This is a genomic window from Kordiimonas sp. UBA4487 (assembly GCF_002389025.1).
GTDB lineage: Bacteria > Pseudomonadota > Alphaproteobacteria > Sphingomonadales > Kordiimonadaceae > Kordiimonas > Kordiimonas lacus.
In genome coordinates, this window is record NZ_DGNR01000012.1 from 307834 (window position 1) to 328132 (window position 20299).

The 20299-nt window shown below is 58.8% G+C and carries 22 protein-coding genes; 5 read left to right on the forward strand and 17 right to left on the reverse strand.

Annotated elements, in window-relative coordinates; genetic code table 11:
* Window positions 1–23: 23 nt before the first annotated feature.
* Complete coding sequence (locus B3Z17_RS10910; protein WP_286829819.1) at window positions 24–365, reverse strand: hypothetical protein; 342 nt, start codon at window positions 363–365, stop codon at window positions 24–26.
* A 573-nt stretch (window positions 366–938) separates the two neighbouring features.
* Between B3Z17_RS10910 and B3Z17_RS10915 the strand changes: the two genes are divergently transcribed.
* From B3Z17_RS10915 to B3Z17_RS10935, 5 genes are read left to right on the forward strand one after another with little or no spacing between them, the layout of a single operon-like run.
* On the forward strand, window positions 939–1499 hold the full coding sequence (locus tag B3Z17_RS10915) for a F0F1 ATP synthase subunit delta (RefSeq protein WP_068304076.1): 561 nt from the start codon (window positions 939–941) through the stop codon (window positions 1497–1499).
* A complete protein-coding gene (gene atpA, locus B3Z17_RS10920) occupies window positions 1499–3031 on the forward strand; it encodes a F0F1 ATP synthase subunit alpha (RefSeq protein WP_286829820.1) in 1533 nt (510 codons plus the stop codon). The genes B3Z17_RS10915 and atpA overlap by 1 nt, the downstream gene beginning before the upstream one ends.
* 25 nt (window positions 3032–3056) lie before the next feature.
* A complete protein-coding gene (locus B3Z17_RS10925) occupies window positions 3057–3950 on the forward strand; it encodes a F0F1 ATP synthase subunit gamma (protein ID WP_068304071.1) in 894 nt (297 codons plus the stop codon).
* A 27-nt stretch (window positions 3951–3977) separates the two neighbouring features.
* A complete protein-coding gene (gene atpD / locus B3Z17_RS10930; RefSeq protein ID WP_068304069.1) occupies window positions 3978–5396 on the forward strand; it encodes a F0F1 ATP synthase subunit beta in 1419 nt (472 codons plus the stop codon).
* Window positions 5397–5416: 20 nt separating this feature from the next.
* Window positions 5417–5824, forward strand: coding sequence for a F0F1 ATP synthase subunit epsilon (locus B3Z17_RS10935; RefSeq protein WP_068304066.1), 408 nt, complete (start codon window positions 5417–5419; stop codon window positions 5822–5824).
* A gap of 59 nt (window positions 5825–5883) precedes the next feature.
* Here B3Z17_RS10935 and B3Z17_RS10940 read toward each other — a convergent pair whose 3' ends face one another.
* From B3Z17_RS10940 to B3Z17_RS11015, 16 genes are all read right to left on the reverse strand, one after another.
* Window positions 5884–6408 carry a hypothetical protein gene (locus B3Z17_RS10940; RefSeq protein ID WP_286829821.1) on the reverse strand — a complete coding sequence of 175 codons (525 nt, stop codon included), beginning with the start codon at window positions 6406–6408 and terminating at the stop codon, window positions 5884–5886.
* Between the two features lie 72 nt (window positions 6409–6480).
* Window positions 6481–6966 carry a PAS domain-containing protein gene (locus tag B3Z17_RS10945; RefSeq protein WP_286829822.1) on the reverse strand — a complete coding sequence of 162 codons (486 nt, stop codon included), beginning with the start codon at window positions 6964–6966 and terminating at the stop codon, window positions 6481–6483.
* Window positions 6967–6971: 5 nt separating this feature from the next.
* Window positions 6972–7430 (reverse strand): RNA pyrophosphohydrolase, encoded by a 459-nt coding sequence (locus B3Z17_RS10950; RefSeq protein WP_286829823.1) that lies wholly within the window; start codon window positions 7428–7430, stop codon window positions 6972–6974.
* A gap of 5 nt (window positions 7431–7435) precedes the next feature.
* Entirely contained in the window at window positions 7436–8635 is a 1200-nt protein-coding gene (locus B3Z17_RS10955) for a divergent polysaccharide deacetylase family protein (protein WP_286829824.1), read from the reverse strand.
* A 62-nt stretch (window positions 8636–8697) separates the two neighbouring features.
* Complete coding sequence (locus B3Z17_RS10960) at window positions 8698–10059, reverse strand: S41 family peptidase (protein WP_139167561.1); 1362 nt, start codon at window positions 10057–10059, stop codon at window positions 8698–8700.
* 41 nt (window positions 10060–10100) lie between these two features.
* Window positions 10101–11276 carry a murein hydrolase activator EnvC family protein gene (locus B3Z17_RS10965; RefSeq protein WP_286829825.1) on the reverse strand — a complete coding sequence of 392 codons (1176 nt, stop codon included), beginning with the start codon at window positions 11274–11276 and terminating at the stop codon, window positions 10101–10103.
* 43 nt (window positions 11277–11319) lie between these two features.
* Window positions 11320–12885 carry a 2,3-bisphosphoglycerate-independent phosphoglycerate mutase gene (gene gpmI / locus B3Z17_RS10970; RefSeq protein ID WP_286829826.1) on the reverse strand — a complete coding sequence of 522 codons (1566 nt, stop codon included), beginning with the start codon at window positions 12883–12885 and terminating at the stop codon, window positions 11320–11322.
* 74 nt (window positions 12886–12959) lie between these two features.
* Complete coding sequence (gene rlmH / locus B3Z17_RS10975; protein ID WP_286829827.1) at window positions 12960–13421, reverse strand: 23S rRNA (pseudouridine(1915)-N(3))-methyltransferase RlmH; 462 nt, start codon at window positions 13419–13421, stop codon at window positions 12960–12962.
* A gap of 147 nt (window positions 13422–13568) precedes the next feature.
* A complete protein-coding gene (gene rsfS, locus B3Z17_RS10980; protein ID WP_068304047.1) occupies window positions 13569–13964 on the reverse strand; it encodes a ribosome silencing factor in 396 nt (131 codons plus the stop codon).
* A gap of 13 nt (window positions 13965–13977) precedes the next feature.
* Entirely contained in the window at window positions 13978–14610 is a 633-nt protein-coding gene (locus B3Z17_RS10985; RefSeq protein WP_286829828.1) for a nicotinate-nucleotide adenylyltransferase, read from the reverse strand.
* A gap of 5 nt (window positions 14611–14615) precedes the next feature.
* Window positions 14616–15881 carry a glutamate-5-semialdehyde dehydrogenase gene (locus tag B3Z17_RS10990; RefSeq protein ID WP_286829829.1) on the reverse strand — a complete coding sequence of 422 codons (1266 nt, stop codon included), beginning with the start codon at window positions 15879–15881 and terminating at the stop codon, window positions 14616–14618.
* Between the two features lie 12 nt (window positions 15882–15893).
* Entirely contained in the window at window positions 15894–17021 is a 1128-nt protein-coding gene (gene proB, locus B3Z17_RS10995; protein WP_286829830.1) for a glutamate 5-kinase, read from the reverse strand.
* Window positions 17022–17039: 18 nt separating this feature from the next.
* Window positions 17040–18107 (reverse strand): GTPase ObgE, encoded by a 1068-nt coding sequence (obgE, locus tag B3Z17_RS11000; RefSeq protein ID WP_068304032.1) that lies wholly within the window; start codon window positions 18105–18107, stop codon window positions 17040–17042.
* Between the two features lie 180 nt (window positions 18108–18287).
* Window positions 18288–18539, reverse strand: a complete 252-nt coding sequence (rpmA, locus tag B3Z17_RS11005) for a 50S ribosomal protein L27 (protein ID WP_068146943.1) — start codon at window positions 18537–18539, stop codon at window positions 18288–18290.
* A 31-nt stretch (window positions 18540–18570) separates the two neighbouring features.
* Complete coding sequence (gene rplU / locus B3Z17_RS11010; protein WP_068146946.1) at window positions 18571–18933, reverse strand: 50S ribosomal protein L21; 363 nt, start codon at window positions 18931–18933, stop codon at window positions 18571–18573.
* A gap of 293 nt (window positions 18934–19226) precedes the next feature.
* Window positions 19227–20204: an NAD(P)H-dependent flavin oxidoreductase gene (locus B3Z17_RS11015; RefSeq protein ID WP_286829831.1), complete on the reverse strand. Its 978-nt coding sequence runs from the start codon at window positions 20202–20204 to the stop codon at window positions 19227–19229.
* Window positions 20205–20299 lie beyond the last annotated feature (95 nt).

Genomic DNA, 20299 nt, shown 5'->3' on the forward strand with positions numbered 1-20299 from the left:
ACTGAATGAGGTTAAGGGCCGGGTTAGCCCTTTTCTTCTGCCTTCAGGGCGTCCATTTCTTCCTTGTGACGCTTCTTCAGGGCTTTCTTCTCGCTTTCATGCTTCTCATAGAGGCTGGCGAGGTCGGCATCAGGGTTGCCCTGCATGCTTTTGATCTCGTTCGCCTGCGCGTCCAGAAGCTCACGCCATTCTTCGTGCTGGCGTTCTTTCAGTTCCTGCACTTTCTGTGCGAATTCGCTATTGCCTGATTGTGCGACTGCTGTCGCAGCCGTTTCAGAGGTCATCGTTGCAGCGGCCTGGGGAACAGCTGCGCCTGCGACTGCGGTTGCAGCAGCCAGGGCGATGAAGAGTTTCTTGTGTGTCATTTTATTTACTCCCTTGTTCTAGCCCCACGGCTAAAGTTATGAGAGCCACTCGTGGACGGATTGAGGCGCGAAAGCGGTTAAAATGAGGCAGGTCGGGACCCCGGTTTACACGAACTGGGCCCTGCTTCAGTAGCGGCTGGACGGGTAGGCGATTCGTACCACCCGGGCGGATTTCGGCTGATGGTGGCAAGGGGCCGTGGCATATGCCCAATGTGGCCCCGCGACGGGCTGTTTTGGGCCCATATATAGAAGAAGGGGCAGCTGAAACGCCCAAGCCGTTGCTGGCCTTCAATTCCGGGCGGTCGTCTCGCCCGGTTCTCACCCCCTGGCATGCCCGCGCGTGGCGGGGGGAATGGGATTTCCCCATAAGATTCCAAAAACGGGTTCAAGGTGGCTTGCGCCCGCCAAATCCTTATGCTAGAGGGAGCACGCATTTCGGCTGGCCTTGGCCGCGGTGGGTCTATCTACAGGTTCGTCAAAACAGGTCAAAAATTGAGCGTGGGCGGTGCTTTCGAGTGGCCGTCTCACAGGTGTGTCAAACAGGTTCAGACCTAACCCAGGGGAACGTCTGACGTGACCTCGCACAAAGCGATAGTATCCGGGATTTCAGGCCGCTATGCGGTAGCGCTTTTTGAACTCGCCCTAGAGTCCAAGGCGCTCGAGGCGGTTGAATCCGATCTCTCAACGCTTAAGGCAATGCTCGACGAAAGCGCCGATCTGCGCGATCTCGTCTCCTCGCCGCTTTACAGCCGGGACCAACAAACTGCAGCCATCGAAGCTGTTGCGAAAGCAGCCAAGCTTGGTGACCTGACAGTGAAGTTCCTTGGCGTGCTTGCAGCGAATCGCCGCCTTGGCGCTCTTGGTTCAACCATTGCAGCATTCGAAAAGCTGATTGCCCATCACCGCGGTGAAGTGCGGGCGTCGGTTGTGAGCGCGCGCAAGCTGACCAAGACCCAGCTTGGGAATCTTGAGAAAAAATTGAAACTGGCTGTCGGCCAGGACATCCTCATCGACGCTAGCGTTGATGAAAGTCTGCTCGGCGGTCTCACGGTTAAGGTTGGTTCGCGTCTTATCGACGACAGCCTCAAAACCAAACTCGACAACCTCGCAATCGCCATGAAAGGGGTTCAGTAATGGATATCCGTGCGGCGGAAATTTCCAAGGTCCTGAAGGACCAGATTGCAAACTTCGGCAATGAAGCCCAAGTTTCTGAAGTAGGCACCGTTCTCTCTGTTGGTGACGGTATTGCTCGCGTTTACGGCCTCGACCAAGTTCAGGCTGGTGAGATGGTTGAATTCCCAGGTGGCGTTAAGGGCATGGCCCTCAACCTGGAAACCGACAACGTGGGTATCGTTATTTTCGGTGACGACCGTGGTATTAAAGAAGGCGACACCGTTAAGCGGACCGGCGCAATCGTTGACGTTCCTGTGGGCAAAGGCCTGCTGGGTCGCGTTGTCGATGGCCTCGGTAACCCGATTGACGGCAAAGGCCCACTCAAGGACGTTGAGCGTACGCGAGTGGAAACCAAGGCGCCTGGCATTATCCCACGTCAGTCAGTATCCGAGCCAATGCAGTCGGGCCTGAAGGCAATCGATGCCCTGGTACCTGTAGGTCGTGGCCAGCGTGAGCTGATCATTGGCGACCGTCAGACCGGTAAAACGGCTGTTGCGATCGACACATTCATCAACCAGAAGCCAATCAACGACGCAGCAAAAGAAGACGGCGACAAGCTGTTCTGTATCTATGTTGCGGTTGGCCAGAAGCGTTCCACGGTTGCACAAATCGTGAAAGCACTCGAAGAAAACGGCGCGCTGGAATATTCCATCGTAGTTGCCGCAACCGCTTCCGAGCCTGCTCCGATGCAGTTCCTGGCACCATACACCGGTACGGCGATGGGTGAGTATTTCCGCGACAACGGCATGCACGCTGTTATCGTTCATGATGACCTGACCAAACAGGCTGTTGCCTACCGTCAGATGTCCCTGCTGCTGCGTCGTCCTCCAGGACGTGAAGCATACCCAGGTGACGTATTCTACCTGCACTCACGTCTTCTCGAGCGTGCAGCGAAGATGTCTGACGAGCGTGGCGGTGGTTCCCTGACGGCTCTGCCAGTAATTGAGACCCAGGCTGGTGACGTATCTGCATACATCCCAACCAACGTGATCTCCATTACCGACGGTCAGATCTTCCTCGAGACTGAACTGTTCTATAAAGGTATCCGCCCTGCGATTAACGTTGGTCTGTCCGTATCCCGTGTGGGTTCCGCTGCACAGATCAAGGCGATGAAGCAGGTTGCAGGTTCCATTAAGCTTGAGCTGGCCCAGTATCGTGAGATGGAAGCCTTCGCTCAGTTCGGTTCCGACCTTGATGCGTCTACCCGGCAGCTGCTGAACCGTGGTGCCCGCCTGACCGAGCTTCTGAAGCAAGGCCAGTACAGCCCACTGCCAGTTGAAGAGCAGGTAGTATCCATCTTCGCGGGTGTGAATGGTTATCTCGACAAGATCGCGACCACGTCTGTAACGCGCTTCGAAGAGCAGTTCCTCGCTGAGGTTCGTGCGAAGCACGCTGACGTCCTGAAGACGATCCGTACCGAGAAGAAACTGTCCGATGATACGATTTCCAAGCTGAAATCCATCCTCGACGCCTTCGCGAAATCTTTTAGCTAAGAAGCTGGATAGGAGAGGCTGAGCAATGCCAAGCCTTAAGGATCTAAAAATCCGCATCAATTCGGTTAAGTCGACGCAGAAAATTACCAAGGCCATGAAAATGGTTGCTGCGTCGAAACTGAAGCGTGCGCAAGAGGCGGCTGAGGCCGCCCGCCCGTACGCAGAGCGGATGGAAAAAGTACTGACTGGCCTCGGCGCATCCGTCGCTGGCCAGCCGGGTGCTTCTCCGCTTCTGATTGGTACGGGTAAAGACGATGTCGAGCTGGTGATTGTTGCCTCTTCAGAGCGTGGTCTCTGTGGCGGTTTCAATACCAACATTGTCAAAGCCGCCCGTATCCATCTCCGGGAGCTGATTGCAGCCGGCAAGACGGTCAAAATCCTTTGCATCGGCAAAAAGGGCTTCAACGTCCTGCGCCGTGAATTTGGTGATAAAATCATCGACGTGAAAGACATGTCTGGCATCAAGAAGCTTGGCTTCGCGGACGCCCAGACGATCGCCCAGGAAGTCCTGGCGATGTATGAGCGCGGTGAATATGACGTAGCGACGCTGTTCTATGCGAAGTTCCAGTCTGCCCTGGTGCAGCTGACAACCAAGCAACAGCTGATCCCGACGCCTTTGCCCGAAGCAGCCAATGAAAATGAAGCTGCGGACGAGCTTGGCGGTGCTGCCTATGATTACGAGCCGGACGAGACAGCGATCCTTGATGATCTGCTGCCCCGCAACGTGGCTGTGCAAATCTATCGTGGTCTTCTTGAAAATGCTGCATCCGAGCAGGGTGCGCGTATGACCGCAATGGACAACGCAACGCGTAACGCTGGCGACATGATTGATAGCCTGTCCATCACGTACAACCGTACGCGTCAGGCGAACATCACCAAAGAACTGATCGAAATTATTTCTGGCGCTGAAGCGCTTTGAGTTTGATTACACGAAGGAGTGTAAAAAATGGCTAAGAATACTGGCCGCGTAACACAGGTAATCGGTGCTGTTGTCGACGTACAGTTCGACAATGAACTGCCGGCCATCCTGTCAGCGCTGGAAACTGAAAACAACGGTGCCCGCCTCGTTCTCGAAGTGGCATCTCACCTGGGCGAAAACACTGTTCGTACCATCGCAATGGACGCCACCGACGGTCTGGTGCGCGGTCAGGAAGTGACGGACACAGGCGCACCGATCTCCGTTCCTGTTGGTCCTGAGACGCTGGGTCGTATCCTGAACGTGATCGGCGAGCCAATCGACGAACGCGGTCCTGTTGGTCACAAGCAGGTTGCCCCAATTCACGCTGAAGCGCCTTCTTTCGAAGACCAGTCAACAGAAGCCGAGATCCTGGTAACAGGCATCAAGGTGGTTGACCTTCTCGCACCTTACGCAAAGGGCGGTAAGATTGGTCTGTTCGGTGGTGCCGGTGTGGGCAAGACCGTACTGATCATGGAGCTGATCAACAACATCGCAAAAGGCCACGGTGGTTACTCTGTATTCGCCGGTGTGGGTGAGCGTACGCGTGAAGGTAACGACCTTTACCACGAGATGATCGACTCCAAGGTTATCAACCTCGAAGGCGAATCGAAAGCTGCCCTCGTATACGGTCAGATGAACGAACCTCCAGGAGCCCGTGCACGTGTGGCCCTGACTGGTCTGACGCTCGCGGAATACTTCCGTGACCAGGAAGGCCAGGACGTTCTGTTCTTCGTAGATAACATCTTCCGCTTCACGCAGGCGGGTGCAGAGGTGTCCGCACTTCTGGGCCGTATCCCATCTGCTGTGGGTTACCAGCCAACACTGGCAACTGACATGGGTGCCCTGCAGGAGCGTATTACTTCCACGAAGAAGGGCTCGATCACTTCCGTACAGGCCGTTTACGTACCTGCGGATGACCTGACTGACCCTGCACCTGCAACGTCGTTCGCACACCTTGACGCAACAACAGTTCTGTCGCGTCAGATTGCGGAACTTGGTATTTACCCAGCTGTGGATCCACTCGATTCCACCAGCCGTATCCTTGACCCACGCGTTCTCGGTGACGAGCACTATGAAGTTGCGCGTTCGGTTCAGGAAGTACTGCAGAAATACAAATCCCTGCAGGACATCATCGCGATCCTGGGTATGGACGAGCTTTCTGAGGATGACAAACTGGTTGTGGCACGTGCCCGTAAGATCCAGCGTTTCCTCTCCCAGCCGTTCCACGTGGCAGAGATCTTCACCGGCATTAACGGTGAGTTCGTATCCCTCGAAGACACGATCAGTGGCTTCAAGGCGATCGTTGCCGGTGAATACGACCACCTGCCAGAAGCTGCCTTCTACCTCGTAGGCAACATCGAGCAGGCTGTTGCGAAAGCTGAAAAACTGGCTGCTGAAGCCGCATAAAGAAACGGGACAAGGACATCATGACCGATACCCTTCACTATGAAATCGTTTCTCCTGAGCGCCTTCTCAAGGACGCTGAGGCAGCGATGATTGTTGTGCCAGGTGCCGACGGCGACTTCGCCGCGCTGCCAGCGCACGCGCCCATGATGTCCACGATCCGCCCTGGTGTTGTTGAGATTTTCGAGACTGAAGGCGGCACGCCTGAGCGTCTCTTCGTCAAGGGTGGCCTGGCACAAATCAGCCCGGCCGGCCTGACGATCCTCGCCGAAGAGACCCTGTCTCTCGACGATGTGGACCTGGACGATCTCAACAAGAAGATCGCGGATACCCGCGAAGACATCGAAGACGCCAAGGATGATGTGGAACGCGCAGGCTTTGAAAAAGAGCTCGCATGGATGGTCGCCCTCGCGGACATCGTCGCTCACTAAGCCTAGCCAATCGGCGAAAGAATAAAGAAGCGCTGCCCCGACCGGGCGGCGCTTTTTTCTTATGAGGCTGCCAGATTGGCGGCCGAAGGGTCTTCCGCCGTCCGCATCCAGGCTTTCATTTCCGGGAATTTGGGGTGCGCCATCGGCCCTTCCACTTCCGGCATGCCTGTCAGGCCCATCCAGGCCAGCAGCGGCACACCCGGCCAGTGGCCTTCGCGGTAGAGCGACGCCGCATGGGTCCCGCCGCCCTTGTAGCCGTGGTCATGGAACACCACCTCGGGCTCAATACCGCAGGCGATTGCGGCAGCATAGGACCAAGCCTGGGCCGCGATCTCTTCGCCCATCTCTGGACCGGCGTCGGCAAAGCGAGATTCGCGCTGGCTGGGGGCCATAACGGCGATATGGCCGGCTTCATGCAGCAGGTCGCCCGGGTAGGTCATGCGCGCGGGGTCATATACCAGGCCGCCATGTTCCAGTCGGATGCCGGGCAGGAAGGTATCCTCCGGCAGCGTGCCTTCGCGCACCGGAATGCCGATACCCGTCAGAAAGGCGGTGATTTTCTCGATGATCGTCGTTTTGTCCATGGCCCCAGTATCGCCTTTGCAGGGATTTCCTGAAACCATAAGACGAATTTATTCGCCCTGTCGAGGTTGTATTCAGTCCTTGGCCGCACCGGGAAAATGCAGGTTCAGCATCAGCATGTCGATGTTTTCGCCGTCGCGGGCCAGCGGCAGCGCCAGCACATGATAGGTGGGGTGTTCCTCATGCTGCCACGGGGTAGGGCGGTCCAGCGCCAGATAAGGCTGGGCGGCGTCCACCAGCGCCGTGAAACGGGCCTGCAGCACGTCACCACCGCGCAAGGACGCCACATCCATGCCTGTGGGGTCGCGGCCCATCATGTGCGCGATGCCGGTACCGGCCAGCCGTACGGTGAAGCTGGTTGGGTTGCTGAGGACATCCACCAGCATGATGGTGGGCAGGACAGAGGCGCTGAGGTCCTTGGGCGAAAAATCGTGCCGCCCGGGCAGCTTCTCGTCCCTCAGCTTTGAGGCCCACAGCGCATAGGTCCTGCGGCCGCCTTCCCAGAGAATGCTGGTCTCATCGAAGTCCCACCGCATATTGGCAAAGGTGCTCGCTGTCATGGCGCTTATCCCAGCAGCTGGTTGACCACCTCAGTATAGACTGCCTGCTTGAAAGGGACAATCTCGGCCACCAGGGCTTCAGGCGTGGTCCATTTCCACTGGCTGAACTCAGGGTGCTCTGTTTCGATATTGATGGCATCGTCGCCGGCCTTTAGCTCCATCAGGAACCAGCACTGCTTCTGGCCGCGATACTTGCCGCCCCAAGCTTTGCCCAGAAGATGCGGGGGCAGGTCATAGGTGACCCAGTCTTCGGTCTGTTTGATGATCTTCACATGCTCTGGCGCGACGCCGATCTCTTCTTCAAGCTCGCGTACGGCGGCCACCTCAGGCGTTTCGCCGTCATCAATGCCGCCCTGCGGCATCTGCCAGGCGCCGGGTGTGTCGATACGCTCGCCGGTGAAAATCTGGCCCTCAGCGTTCACAAGCATGATCCCCACACAGGGGCGGTAGGGCAGGTCCGTCATGACGCTTATCTCGGCAGGGGTTGTTTGTTGGCAACAGCGCTGATTGGCACCAGCACGAAGCCGCGCTCTTCAAGCCCTGCTGCCCAGACCTTGATGGCATCAACCGTCACCGGATATGGCCGTCCCATGCCAACGGCATAATCCAGCGACCGTGCCCGGCTTTCAAGTTCTGCCAACTGTTTGGCAATCTCGCCGGGGTTCACATTCTCGTCGACAAAATTATTGTTGATGGCTGTCGGCAATCCCAGGTCACGCCCCATGGAGGCCGCGCGGCTATATTGCGATGCCCGGCTATCCAGCAGCATCAGGCCGCGCCGGTTCAGTTCCTCAAGCACCGGGCGCAGGCTTTCTGACGCCGCGGTGAAGCGCGACCCCATATGGTTCACCACGCCCACATAGCCCGACATGCGGCCAAGCGATGCCCGCAGCAGGTTGATGTTTTCGCGCGCGGACCGGCTGGTCAGCAGCGTGAACGGCCCCGGGTCATTCTGCGGGTAATTGATCGGCTCCATCGGGATCATCAACAACACTTCGTGCCCCGTGCGGCGGGATTGTTCCCCCCATTCAAACCCATTGGTGGAATAGGGCGAGAAAGCAAAGCTTACGGCAGAGGGCAGCTCGGTGATCACCCGCTGGGTGCTGTTGCGGCGCTGGCCCATGTCGGTGATGACAATGGCAATCTTGTGCAGATGCATGTTCCGAGGCGGGGGTGCGGCATATTCGTCAAATGGCCGGCGGCCTTCTGGTGAGACGCGCGGCAGCGGGCCGTTGTTGGTCTGTTCAATCAGGTCCGAGTTCGCATCCACGCGGATGCCGCTGCGGATCTGTGTCTGCGAATTTGGCTGGGTTGCCGGGTTTTCTACCGGCTGGGTCATGCCTGTGGTCATGTCCTGCTGCATGGCAGGCGTGTCGTCCGTTGGCTCGTCACGGGTGGTGGCAGCAAGCTCTGCGGGCTCATCCGCCGTGTCCATCTGTGTCTCGCCGGGGGTAGCGTCAGCGGTGTCCGTGCGTGTCGGTTCAGCGTCTGCCGGTTCCGTCTGTTGCACAGGCGGGGTCGCCGCGCCCGCATCCGCATTGTCAGGCGTGGCCATGGCGGCCAGTTTCTCGTTCGGGTCGTAGGACAGTTCAAAGTAAACCGTACCGCCAACAATGATAATCAGGCTGACGGCCCACGCGATCAGAAGAGCATTAAGACTGGACGGCACGATCGTGAATCCCTCTTGAGTTTTCAGTCATGCCGTCCAAACCGGCGGTGCAGCGGAGGTCCTTAGCGGACTTCGGCCACCTGTGATTTTGGAAGGCCTGACATATTCTTCAATAGCTTAATGGCATACCTGAGCTGTACGTCAACCTGTTCGTCACTCGTTTCGCTGGTTTCGGTGGCTTCGCCAACATTGTCGACCTCGTCGGTCATGGCCTGGGCATCATATTCGCCGTCGAATTCGCCGGTGCGGTCGACGTTGTCCTGGTCATTCTCGATGTGGCCCTGCAGGTCTGCCTCGCGGCGTGGGTTGCCGCGCTGACCGGCAGGACGCGGGAACAATACTTCGATATCCGGCTCAACACCGCGTTCCTGGATCGACTTGCCGCTTGGCGTATAGTAGCGCGCGGTCGTCAGCCGGATGGCGCGGTCGCCCGCGCGGCCCAGGCGAATTTCGCTTTGCACGGTGCCCTTGCCGAATGTCTTGTCGCCCAGCACGATGGCGCGGCGGTGATCCTGCAGCGCACCGGCTACAATCTCGCTTGCCGAAGCCGAATAGGCGTTCGTCAGTACCACAACGGGCAGGCCGTCCAGCATGTCACCCGAAGTCGCATACCAGCGGTTATTGTTCTGGCGGCGGCGGCCACGGGTGGACACGATCTCGCCGCGGTCCAGGAAGGCATCAGACACGCGGATGGCTTCGTCCAACAGGCCGCCCGGGTTGTTCCTCAGGTCCAGGATCACGCCGTCAAGGTCCGGCCCCAGTTGGGACTTGATCGCCTCGATGGCCTTCTCCACGCCTTCGCCGGTCTGCATGTTGAAGGTGGTGATACGGATATAGCCGATGGTGTCATCTTCCACGCGGTGACGCACGGATTGGACCATGATCTTTTCGCGCACGATGGTGACGTCGAACGGGCCGTCATAGCCTTCGCGGATAATGGTCACCACAATCGGTGCGCCCACGGCGCCGCGCATTTTCTTTACGGCTTCGGTCAGCGTTTTGCCCTGGATGCTCTCGCCGTCAATGTGAGTGATATAGTCGCCGCCCTGAATGCCGGCCTTGTCCGCCGGGGTGTCATCAATGGGGGAAACAACCTTCACCACGCCCTTTTCCATCTGCACCTCGATGCCGAGGCCGCCATATTCGCCTTCCATCTGGACGCGAACCTGCTGGTAGATGTCAGGGTTCAGATAGGTGGAGTGAGGGTCAAGGGAGCGGAGCATGCCCTGGATGGCCGCTTCAATCACTTCCTTGTCGTCAACTTCGTCAACATACTCGGACCGGACGCGCTCGAAAATCCGCATCAGGAGGTCAAGCTGCTCGTAGAACTCGTCCTGATTCTTGCGCGTGTCTGCCTGGACTGCTGCGGGGGCTGTGAAGGCCACCATCAGGGCCACCATAGTCCCGGTAATAAGTTTCCGCATGTTGACACCTTTCATCGTTAACACTCGTAACCCTGCACGCCTTAACGCGCAGATGCTGTTTGTCTGCTCAGCCACGGGGCCGGATCAACCGATTCCCCATTGTGCCTCAGTTCCAGATAGAGCTCGGCCGTGGCCTTGTTGTCGCTCATGGAACCTACGGGTTCTCCCGCCAGAACCCACTGGCCTACCACTGCCTGCAGCGTCTCAAGCCCTGCCAGAAGGCTATGGTAGCCATCACCGTGCGAGATGATCAAGAGCTGTCCATAGTTCCTGAACGGTCCCGCAAAAACAATCTGGCCGTCATAGGGCGATACCACCTGGGCATTTTCCCGCGTACCGATGCGGATACCCCTGACATGCACAGCGCCGTCCACTTCCCCGAACCGCTTGATAACCGATCCAATCGCCGGATAGGTCAGCCGACCTTTCATCCGGGTAATCGGCGTCCGCAAGGTCGGCGCGGGCAGGGGAACAACCGGCTTCTGCCTAGGCGTAACAGGAACCGGTGCAATTTCCGCCCGTTTTGCGGCCTGCTGTTCCAGTTTTTCGACCAAATCCCTCAGGCTGGACGCTTTTTCCGCAATATCGGCCAATTCTTTGGCCAGCCCTTCGGCCTGCGCGGTCGCCCTCTCAGCCTCCGCTTTTCGCTTATCTAAGAGTGAACCAAGTTTTAGTTGACGTTGGGTTAACTCGGCCAAGGTATTTTTCAGCGCAAAACGCTCTTCGCTCAGGGCTTCCTGCAGGGAGGCAAGGATACCAAGCTCTTCCCGCAAGGTTTCTGTCTGGCGGTTGATCTCCGGCACTAGGTTGCCCATCAGCGATGCGGTGCGGGCCGTTGTGATGGCTTCGCTGGGCTGCACCAGGGTGAAAGCCACAGGCCGCTTCGACAGGCGCTGTAGCGCTGATAACAGCTTCAGAAGCTCTCCCCGCCGGGCACCCAACTGGTCTTTTTTCAGCGCCGTCTCTGTCTCAAGGTCCTTGATGCGGTCCTCAAGCCGGATGGCTTCTTCTTCGCTCATGCGGATGTCCCGCGCGGCGGCCACAAGGTCTTCGGAAAGCTGGCGGGCTTCTTCGGCGGCCTCTTTCGCGGCCTCCTCAAGTGCCAGCCGTTCCTTTTCCTTGAGTTCCTGCTGGCGTTCCAGCCGCTCAAGGTTGGTTTCTGCCGCATCCTTGCGGTCCTGTGCGGCGGCCTCGGGCGCCACCGCGGCAAGGCTCATCAGCGCCAGCAGGCTGACGCTGAAGCTCCAGTATGCCGCGCCTTTACGCAGTGGCCCGGCCCTCGCTGGAAGCTTGCTGTGTTTCAGTCAGCAAGTTGTGGCCGGTCATCTCCGTCGGTTGGTCAAGGCCCAGAAGCGCCAGCATGGTGGGCGCCACGTCCGCCAGGCGGCCGTCTTTCATGCCCTTGTCGCTGCCGATCATCAGCACAGGCACATCAAAGCTGGTGTGCGCCGTGTGGGCCTGGCCGGTGCTTTCGTCCTTCATCATCTCCACATTGCCGTGGTCTGCAGTCACCAGCATAGCGCCGCCAACCTCCAGGATGGCTTCCTCGAGGCGCCCGATGCAGCCGTCGATGGTTTCAACCGCCTTGATGGCCGCTGACAGCACGCCGGTGTGGCCCACCATGTCCGGGTTGGCGTAATTGACAACAATCGCGCCATAGGTGCCCGACTTGATGGCTTCCACCAGCTTGTCTGTCACTTCAGGTGCGCTCATTTCGGGCTTCAGGTCGTAGGTGGCGACATCAGGGGACGGCACCAGGATACGGTCTTCGCCTTTGAATACGTCCTCGGACCCGCCGTTGAAGAAGAAGGTCACATGGGCGTATTTCTCGGTCTCCGCGATACGCAGCTGGTTGATGCCATTGTCTGCCAGCACCTGGCCGAGCGAATTGTTGATCTCTTCCGACGGGAACAGGACGGGCAGGAATTCGTTCAGCGCTGCGGAAAACTCGACCATGCCGGCAACGGCGGTGAATTTTGGCAAGGTGCCGCGCTCGAACCCGTCAAAGGCCGGGTCGACCATGGCGGTCAGGATCTCACGCGCGCGGTCGGCGCGGAAGTTGGCCATGATGAAGCCGTCGCCGTCTTTCATGCCGTCGTAACTGCCGATGGTGGTGGCGGCGACAAACTCGTCGTTTTCGTCGCGGGCGTAGGACGCTTCCACAGCCGCCTTGGCGCTATCCGCCTGCTGCTGGCCTTCGCCTGATACCAGGGCGTCATAGGCTTTCTTCACCCGGTCCCAGCGCTTGTCGCGGTCCATGGCCCAATAGCGGCCAGTAACGGTTGAGATGACTGTGTTTGGCGCGTCTGCAATATCGGCTTCGAATTTGTCGAGAAACTCAAGCGCAGACCGTGGCGGCGTATCCCGCCCGTCCATGAAGGCATGGATGCGCACAGGCACGCCTTCACCTGCGATGATAGTCGCCAGTGCCGCGATATGGTCCTGGTGGCTGTGTACCCCGCCGGGGGACATCAGCCCCATCAGGTGCGCGGTGCCGCCTGAGGTCTTCATCTTTTCAATAAAGGATTGAAGTTCCACATTTTTCGCCAGCGCGCCGGACTTGACCGCGTCATCGATGCGCGGCAGGTCCTGCAGCACCACGCGGCCGCCGCCCAGGTTCATGTGGCCCACTTCACTGTTGCCCATCTGGCCGTCGGGCAGGCCCACAGCCAGGCCACTGGTCGCCAGCCATGCGCGCGGCACGCTGGACCACAGGCGGTCGTAATTCGGGGTGTTTGCCAGTTTGATGGCATTGTCGGCCGTTTGATCGCGATAGCCCCAACCGTCCAGGATACAAAGGACTACGGGTTTTGGTGTGGTGGTCATCTACTTACTCTTTCCGCATACCTGCTATGTTTGATTTCAAGTTTGGCCTTATTTTCTGTCGCTATTGGGGCATTCTAGTCGCGATGATAGGGATGCCCAGCATTAATTGACCACGCGCGGTAAATTTGTTCCGCCAGCATGGCGCGCACCATCATGTGGGGCCAGGTCAGCGTGCCGAACGCCAGCTTAAGGTCGGCTTTTGCGAGCACGCTATGGTCCAGCCCGTCGGCCCCACCGATCACGAAAGCCACGCGGCTGATGCCCGTGGCCTGCCATTCATCTATCTTGCCCGCGAACTGGCGGGACTTGAGCGCCTTGCCGTGTTCATCAAGGGCCACCAGGGCCGCCCCAATCGGCACAGCCGCCAGAATGCGTTCGGCTTCCCGTGCCTTGCGCTCAGCCGCGTTTGCGGCCTGCTTCTTGATGTCGATTTCCGTGATGTCGGCCTTCCACGGCAAGCGCCCCAGATATTGGGTCACAAGATCCATTTCTGGTCCGCGCTGCATGCGGCCAACTGCAATGATTGAAATCAGCAAAATCGCCTCTTCAGGGCCGTGTCTGCCCTGTTACCCTCAAGCCTTTGGCGCCACCACATCCGGCGCCTGACTGGTCATCTGGCACTGGTCACAAGGGGGTTGATGCCCCCAGACCCAAGTATCAGACTGAACATCAGGGAACGCGGTTTAGTTAACCGTGTCGCCTTCTTCAATCTCAGTGCCCCACATTTTGTCCAGGTTGTAGAAGCTGCGGACTTCCGGGCGGAAAATATGAACGATCACGTCACCGGCGTCGATCAATACCCAGTCTGCTTGCTCCAGGCCCTGTACCACAATGTCCTTGTGGCCAATCTGTTTCATTCCCTTGATCACATAGTCAGCAAGTGCTGCGACTTGCCGCTGCGAACGGCCGCTTGCGATAACCATATGGTCCGCAATGCTGGATTTGCCTGCCAAATTGATGGAAACAATGTCTTCCGCCTTGTTGTCATCAAGGTTCGAGACGACCGATTTGAGAAGATCCTCGGTTTTCACAACCGGGATAGGATCAGTGACGCTGAGCGTCTCCGATGAAGCTTGCAAGTAATAATCCTTTCTACTGTTCGCTTGTCAGCCAGGTCTCACCCAGTTGCTGACGAAGCTTTGTAGCCGAGGCCGGATGACGCGGTATTGTCAAAAAGGCCCAGGCCGGTGAAGCGGACTTGCCAAGCTGTTCCACTGTCGTGCGGAAGCGCCCAAACACGCGGGCAAACTTGGCGTTCTGTCCAGCTATAGAATACCCCGGACGGTCAAAAACCGCAATGGGCAGCGCGTGGGCAATTTTTCGCCAGTCACGCCACTTGTCGAAGGTAGCCAGATTGTCTGCACCCATCACCCAGATGAAGCGGGTGTGGGGCATCTGTTTCTGTAGTTCCGTGATGGTATCGGCGCTGTAGCGCGTGCCCAAACGGGCTTCGATATCCGTCACCATCATGCGCGGGTGGCCCGACACCAGCGCACTGATGCTCGCGAAGCGTTTCTCAAAGTCCGCCATATGCCCGGCGTCCTTCAAAGGGTTGCCGGGGCTCACCAGGAACCAGACGGCATCCACCCCCAGGCGCTTGAGGCACTCACGCGCCACGCGCCGGTGGCCCTTGTGCGCCGGGTTGAAGCTGCCACCATAAAGCGCCACGGTGCGGCCACGCCACCGGGCGGCCTCGGGCAGAATTATGTTTCGGCTTCGCAACAATCCAGTTATGGCCTTGTTTGGCCGCTGCCGCGAACCTGATATTTGAAGCTGGTGAGTTGCTCCAGCCCCACCGGGCCACGGGCGTGAATGCGGCCTGTTGCGATGCCGATTTCGGCGCCCATGCCGAACTCGCCGCCGTCGGCGAACTGGGTGGAGGCATTGTGCATCACGATGGCGCTGTCGACTTCACGCAGGAACTTTTCGGCCGCATCAACATCTTCGGTGACGATGCTTTCCGTGTGGCCGGATGAATTTTCCGCGATGTGGGCGATGGCGCCCTCGACCCCGTCCACGAATTTGGCGGAGATGATCGCATCCAGATATTCGGTTTTCCAGTCGGCGTCCGTGGCGGGCTTCACCCGGTCATCCAGCGCCTGCATGCCTTCATCGCCGCGCACTTCACAGCCGGCATCAAGCAGGGCGCCAACTGTGAAAATCGCGGTGGCTTCGGCGTCCTTGTCCACCAGCAGGGTTTCGGCGGCCCCGCAAATGCCGGTGCGGCGCATCTTGGCGTTCACGGCAACATCAAGTGCTTTCTGGGGGTCAGCCGCCTTGTCTATATAGACATGGCAGATACCCTCGAGGTGCGCGAACACGGGCACGCGGCTCTCATTCTGCACGCGCTCCACCAACGACCGGCCACCCCGCGGCACGATGATATCAATCAGGCCTGTCATGGTCAGCATTTCGCCCACGGCCGCACGGTCGCGGGTGGTCACAAGCTGGATGGCGTCTGTGGGCAGGCCAGCGGCTTCAAGCCCTTCCTTGAGGCACGCATGGATCGCACCGGAACTGTTCAGGCTGTCGCTGCCGCCCCGCAGGATCACCGCGTTGCCGGCCTTCAGGCACAGGGCGCCGGCGTCTGCCGTCACATTCGGGCGGCTTTCATAAATCACACCAATCACGCCAAGAGGCACGCGCACGCGCGCGATCTTGAGCCCGTTCGGGCGGTCCCATTCGGCCATGGTGTCGCCCACCGGGTCAGGCAGTTTGGCGATGTCCTCAAGGCTTTTGGCGATGGCGATGATGCGGCTGCGGTCAAGCGCCAGCCGGTCCATCATGGCGTCCGAGAGGCCCTTTTCGCGGCCATACTCCAGGTCTTTTTCATTGGCCTCCAGAATGGCGGGCACGTTTTTCTTCAGCGCGTCTGCGGCCTTCAACAGGGCCTTGTTCTTGGTGTCGGTGGAGGCGAGCGCGAGCGCGGCCGCGGCGGCTTTCGCCCGCTCGCCCATTGTCCGCATCATGGTGGAAATATTCTGAATATCGTCCATCGTCTTCCTCCTTTAAAGTAAAACCAGGTCGTCGCGGTGCACCAGCGCCGACCGTCCAACATAACCGAGGATATCATAGACATCCTGCATCTTGCGGCCCTGGATCTTTGTAGCGTCGATATGGTCGTAGGACACAAGGCCTTGTCCTACCAGATGGCCGTCCGGGCCCATGAAGGCCACTAGGTCGCCGCGGTCAAAGCCACCGTCCACTTCCGTCACACCAGCCGCCAGAAGGCTCGCGCCTTTCTTGAGCGCAGCCACGGCACCTGCATCAATATGCAGATAGCCCCTGGGCGCCATCAGGCTTCTGATCCACTGTTTGCGGACCGTCAGCGCATCGGTCGTGGCCGGGAACAGGGTAGCGCGTTCGCCCGCCTCAAGCCGCCCGATCGGGTGCGCTTCCTTGCCGTTCATGATGATCATTGAACAGCCGCCGGCCAGCGCGATCTTGGCAGCCATCAGCTTGGTGATCATGCCGCCGGTGCCGGGCGTGGTTTTGGATGGCGGGCCAGCCATGGCTTCCACCTCCGGCGTGATCGCCTCGACCCGGTCAAAGAATTTGGCGTTCGGGTTCGTGGTCGGATCGCTATCATACAGGCCATCGATGTCCGAGAGCAGCACCAGCGTATCCGCGCCCACCATCTGGGCCACGCGGGCCGCCAGCCGGTCGTTGTCGCCGAAGCGAATCTCACTGGTGGCCACCGTGTCATTCTCGTTGATCACCGGGATCACGCCGCGCTCCAGAAGCGCCTCAACCGTGTTGCGGGCATTGAGGTACGCCGGGCGCTGCTCCAGCTCATGGATGGTCAGCAAAATCTGGCCGATCACAATGTCATGATGCTCGAACAGCGACTGGTAGGCCTGCGCGAGCCGGATCTGCCCCACGCTTGCCGCCGCCTGGGCTTCTTCAAGCTTTTCGGGGCGGCTGGTGAAACCAAGGGGCGCCATGCCCATGGCAATTGCGCCCGATGAGACCAGGATAACCTGTGTGCCACTGGCCCTCAGCGCCGCCACATCATCGGCAAGGGCCGCCAGCCAGTCACGCCTGAGCCCCCGGGTGTCCTTATCAACAAGCAGTGCGGAGCCGATCTTGATAACAAGACGGCGGGCAGTCTTTACCGCTGATAAGGCACTTTCCATGGGGCGCATTCCATTTGCTTAGATGGGAGACCAGCTGCCGCCGGTTGACGTGCTGTCGTCTTCTTCAGACCCATCTTCTTCGATATGGCGCTGGGCGATATCTTCCTTGACCACGTCCCACAGGGCAGACAGCACATCGCGCACGCCTTCCTGCGTGGCGCCCGACAGCACCATGACGGGGCGCGCCGCTGCGTCCTGCAGGGCAACGCGCTTTTCTTCAAGCTCGTCTTCTGGGATGGCGTCGCATTTATTGAGGCCGACAATCATCGGTTTGTCCCGAAGGCCGCCGCCATATTCGGTCAGCTCTTCCATGATGGTCTCATAGGCCGCGACCACATCTTCCTGCGTGCCGTCCACCAGGTGCAACAGCACACCGCAGCGTTCCACATGGCCAAGGAAGCGTGTGCCCAGCCCGTGGCCTTCGTGCGCGCCTTCAATCAGGCCCGGGATGTCCGCCAGGACAAATTCGTTTTCGCCCACGCCCACAACGCCCAGCTGCGGGCTGATGGTGGTGAAGGGATAATCCGCGATCTTCGGCTTGGCGCGCGATACGGCGGAAAGGAAGGTGGATTTGCCCGCATTCGGCAGGCCCACAAGGCCGGCGTCCGCGATAAGCTTCAGGCGCAGCACCACATACATTTCCTCGCTCTCGCCGCCCGGCGTCGTGCGCCGTGGCGCGCGGTTGGTGGAGGATTTGAAGTGGGTGTTCCCCAAGCCGCCTTCGCCGCCCTTCGCAAGCACCACACGGTCGCCCACCTTCGAGAGGTCAGCGATCTGGAATTCCATGTCTTCGTCGTAAACCTGGGTACCAACAGGCACCTGCATGATCAGGTCGTCGCCAGACGCGCCGGTCATGTTCTTGCCCATGCCGTGCTGGCCCTTTTGCGCCTTATAGTGACGCTTGTAGCGGTAATCGACGAGCGTGTTCAGCCCGGCTACCGCTTCAACAATCACGTCGCCGCCTTTGCCGCCGTCACCCCCGTTGGGGCCGCCGAATTCGATATATTTCTCACGCCGGAAGGAAACACAGCCGTTTCCACCCTTGCCGCTTTGAACAAATACTCTGGTCTGGTCTACGAATTTCATGCGCTGCTTGTATCAGATTGGCGGGCGTCGCGGAAGTCGCAGGGCCCTGGGTTAAGGCAATAATTTGTTGCCGGATTATCAACGATTGTACCGGTGTTTGAAGCCCCCGGGGGCTGACACGAGAAAAGGCGGACCGATCTGGCCCGCCTCTCCCAAACTTTTCAGCAATGATGCTGGGCCTTAGCCTTCTACAGAAACAAACGCGCGACCGCCTTTGCCTTTGGAGAATTTAACTTGGCCTTCGGTCAGTGCGAACAGGGTGTGATCTTTACCCATGCCTACGTTCTCGCCCGGGTACCATTTGGTGCCGCGCTGACGAACGAGGATGTTACCGGGGATCACGTTTTCACCACCGAATTTTTTTACGCCCAAACGGCGACCTTCAGAGTCACGACCGTTACGGGAACTACCACCAGCTTTTTTATGAGCCATTAGAGTACTCCTTTATCTTTAACGAGGCCGCTTACTCAGCCGCTGCTTCTTCAGTCTTCTTCGCTGCTGCTTTCTTTGCAGCGGCGCCTGCGATCTTCGTCACGCGCAGTACAGTGATCTCCTGACGGTGACCAACCTTACGGCGGTAGTTGTGACGGCGCTTCTTTTTGAAGACCGTGATTTTCTTGTCTTTCTTTTGCTCAAGTACCTCGGCGGTTACTTTGGCGCCTTTAACGAGTGGCTCGCCAACTTTGATGCCCTTGGCATCGCCAACCATCAGAACTTCGTCGAGGGTGATTGATTTGCCTGCTTCGCCATCAAGTTTCTCAACTTTGATAACGTCGCCTTCGGCTACGCGGTACTGTTTACCGCCGGTCTTTACGACTGCGAACATGTATGTTCCTTCTCTATCTTCGCGCCGCAGCAAACCGGATGGGCCTAACCCTTTGAAGCGCCTCATACTTTGGGCGGTTTCCGCTGGCTTTTTTCAAAAGCAAAAGCGGCGGAAGGAATCAGGCTCCTGCCGCCAACTCGCGCGCAATATACGGATGTGGGCCCCAGAGTCAATATTTTAGTGGCTATGGGGCAGGGTGCCACGGGGTATGGATGGTGCCGGGCGGCACAGGGCCGCACGGGGGAGCAGCACCGGGGCAGCACGGGGCCGCCCTGGCGTTGTCTATAGGTTTGCTACTCGGCCGCTTGTGCCAAACCGCCCAGGCGGGCCTTGGCGGCGAAATACTCATCCGCCAGCCGGTCAACCATCTTGGCCGCCGGAACAATCTCCTTGACCGCGCCAATACCCTGGCCACAGCCCCAGATGTCTTTCCAGGCTTTCTTGTCCTGGTTACCGCCCGACCCGAAGCTCATCTTCGATGGGTCGCTTTCCGGCAGGTTCTTGGGGTCCAGCCCCGCAGCTTCAATCGACGGTGCCAGATAGTTGCCGTGCACGCCGGTGAACAGGTTCGAATAAACGATATCGTCGGCATTATAGTCGACAATCGCCTGCTTGTAGCGCACGTCGGCGTTGGCTTCTTCGGTCGCGATGAAAGCCGAGCCGATATAGCCCAGATCCGCGCCCATTGCTTCGGACGCCAGCACGGCACCGCCCGTGGCGATGGAGCCCGAAAGCGCCAGCGGGCCATCGAACCATTCACGGATTTCCTGAATGAGCGCGAAAGGCGACAGCGTGCCCGCGTGCCCGCCCGCACCTGCAGCCACGGCGATCAGGCCATCAGCGCCTTTTTCAATCGCCTTCTTGGCGAAGCGGTTGTTGATGATGTCATGCAGTACAATGCCGCCATAGCTGTGGATGGCGTCATTCACTTCGGTGCGCGCGCCCAGGGACGTGATCACGATCGGCACCTTGTATTTCACGCACATTTCCACGTCATGCATCAGCCGGTCGTTTGACTTGTGCACAATCTGGTTCACGGCAAACGGCGCCGCCGGCTTGTCCGGGTTGGCTTTATTATAGGCGTCCAGCTCGCTGGTGATGCGCTGCAGCCATTCCTCGAGCACGTGAGCCGGCCGGGCATTCAGTGCGGGGAAGGAGCCCACGATGCCGGCCTTGCACTGGGCAATCACCAGGTCGGGGTTCGAAATGATAAAGAGCGGAGACCCGATCACCGGGATACGGAGTTTTGATAACTGTGTCGGTAGCGCCATGAATTGTCGTCCTGCTTGCCGATTGAACTGAAGATTTTACGTGAGGGTAGGCCCATCAGCCCGCCCGTCAAATTCCATACGCCAGAAAATAGGAT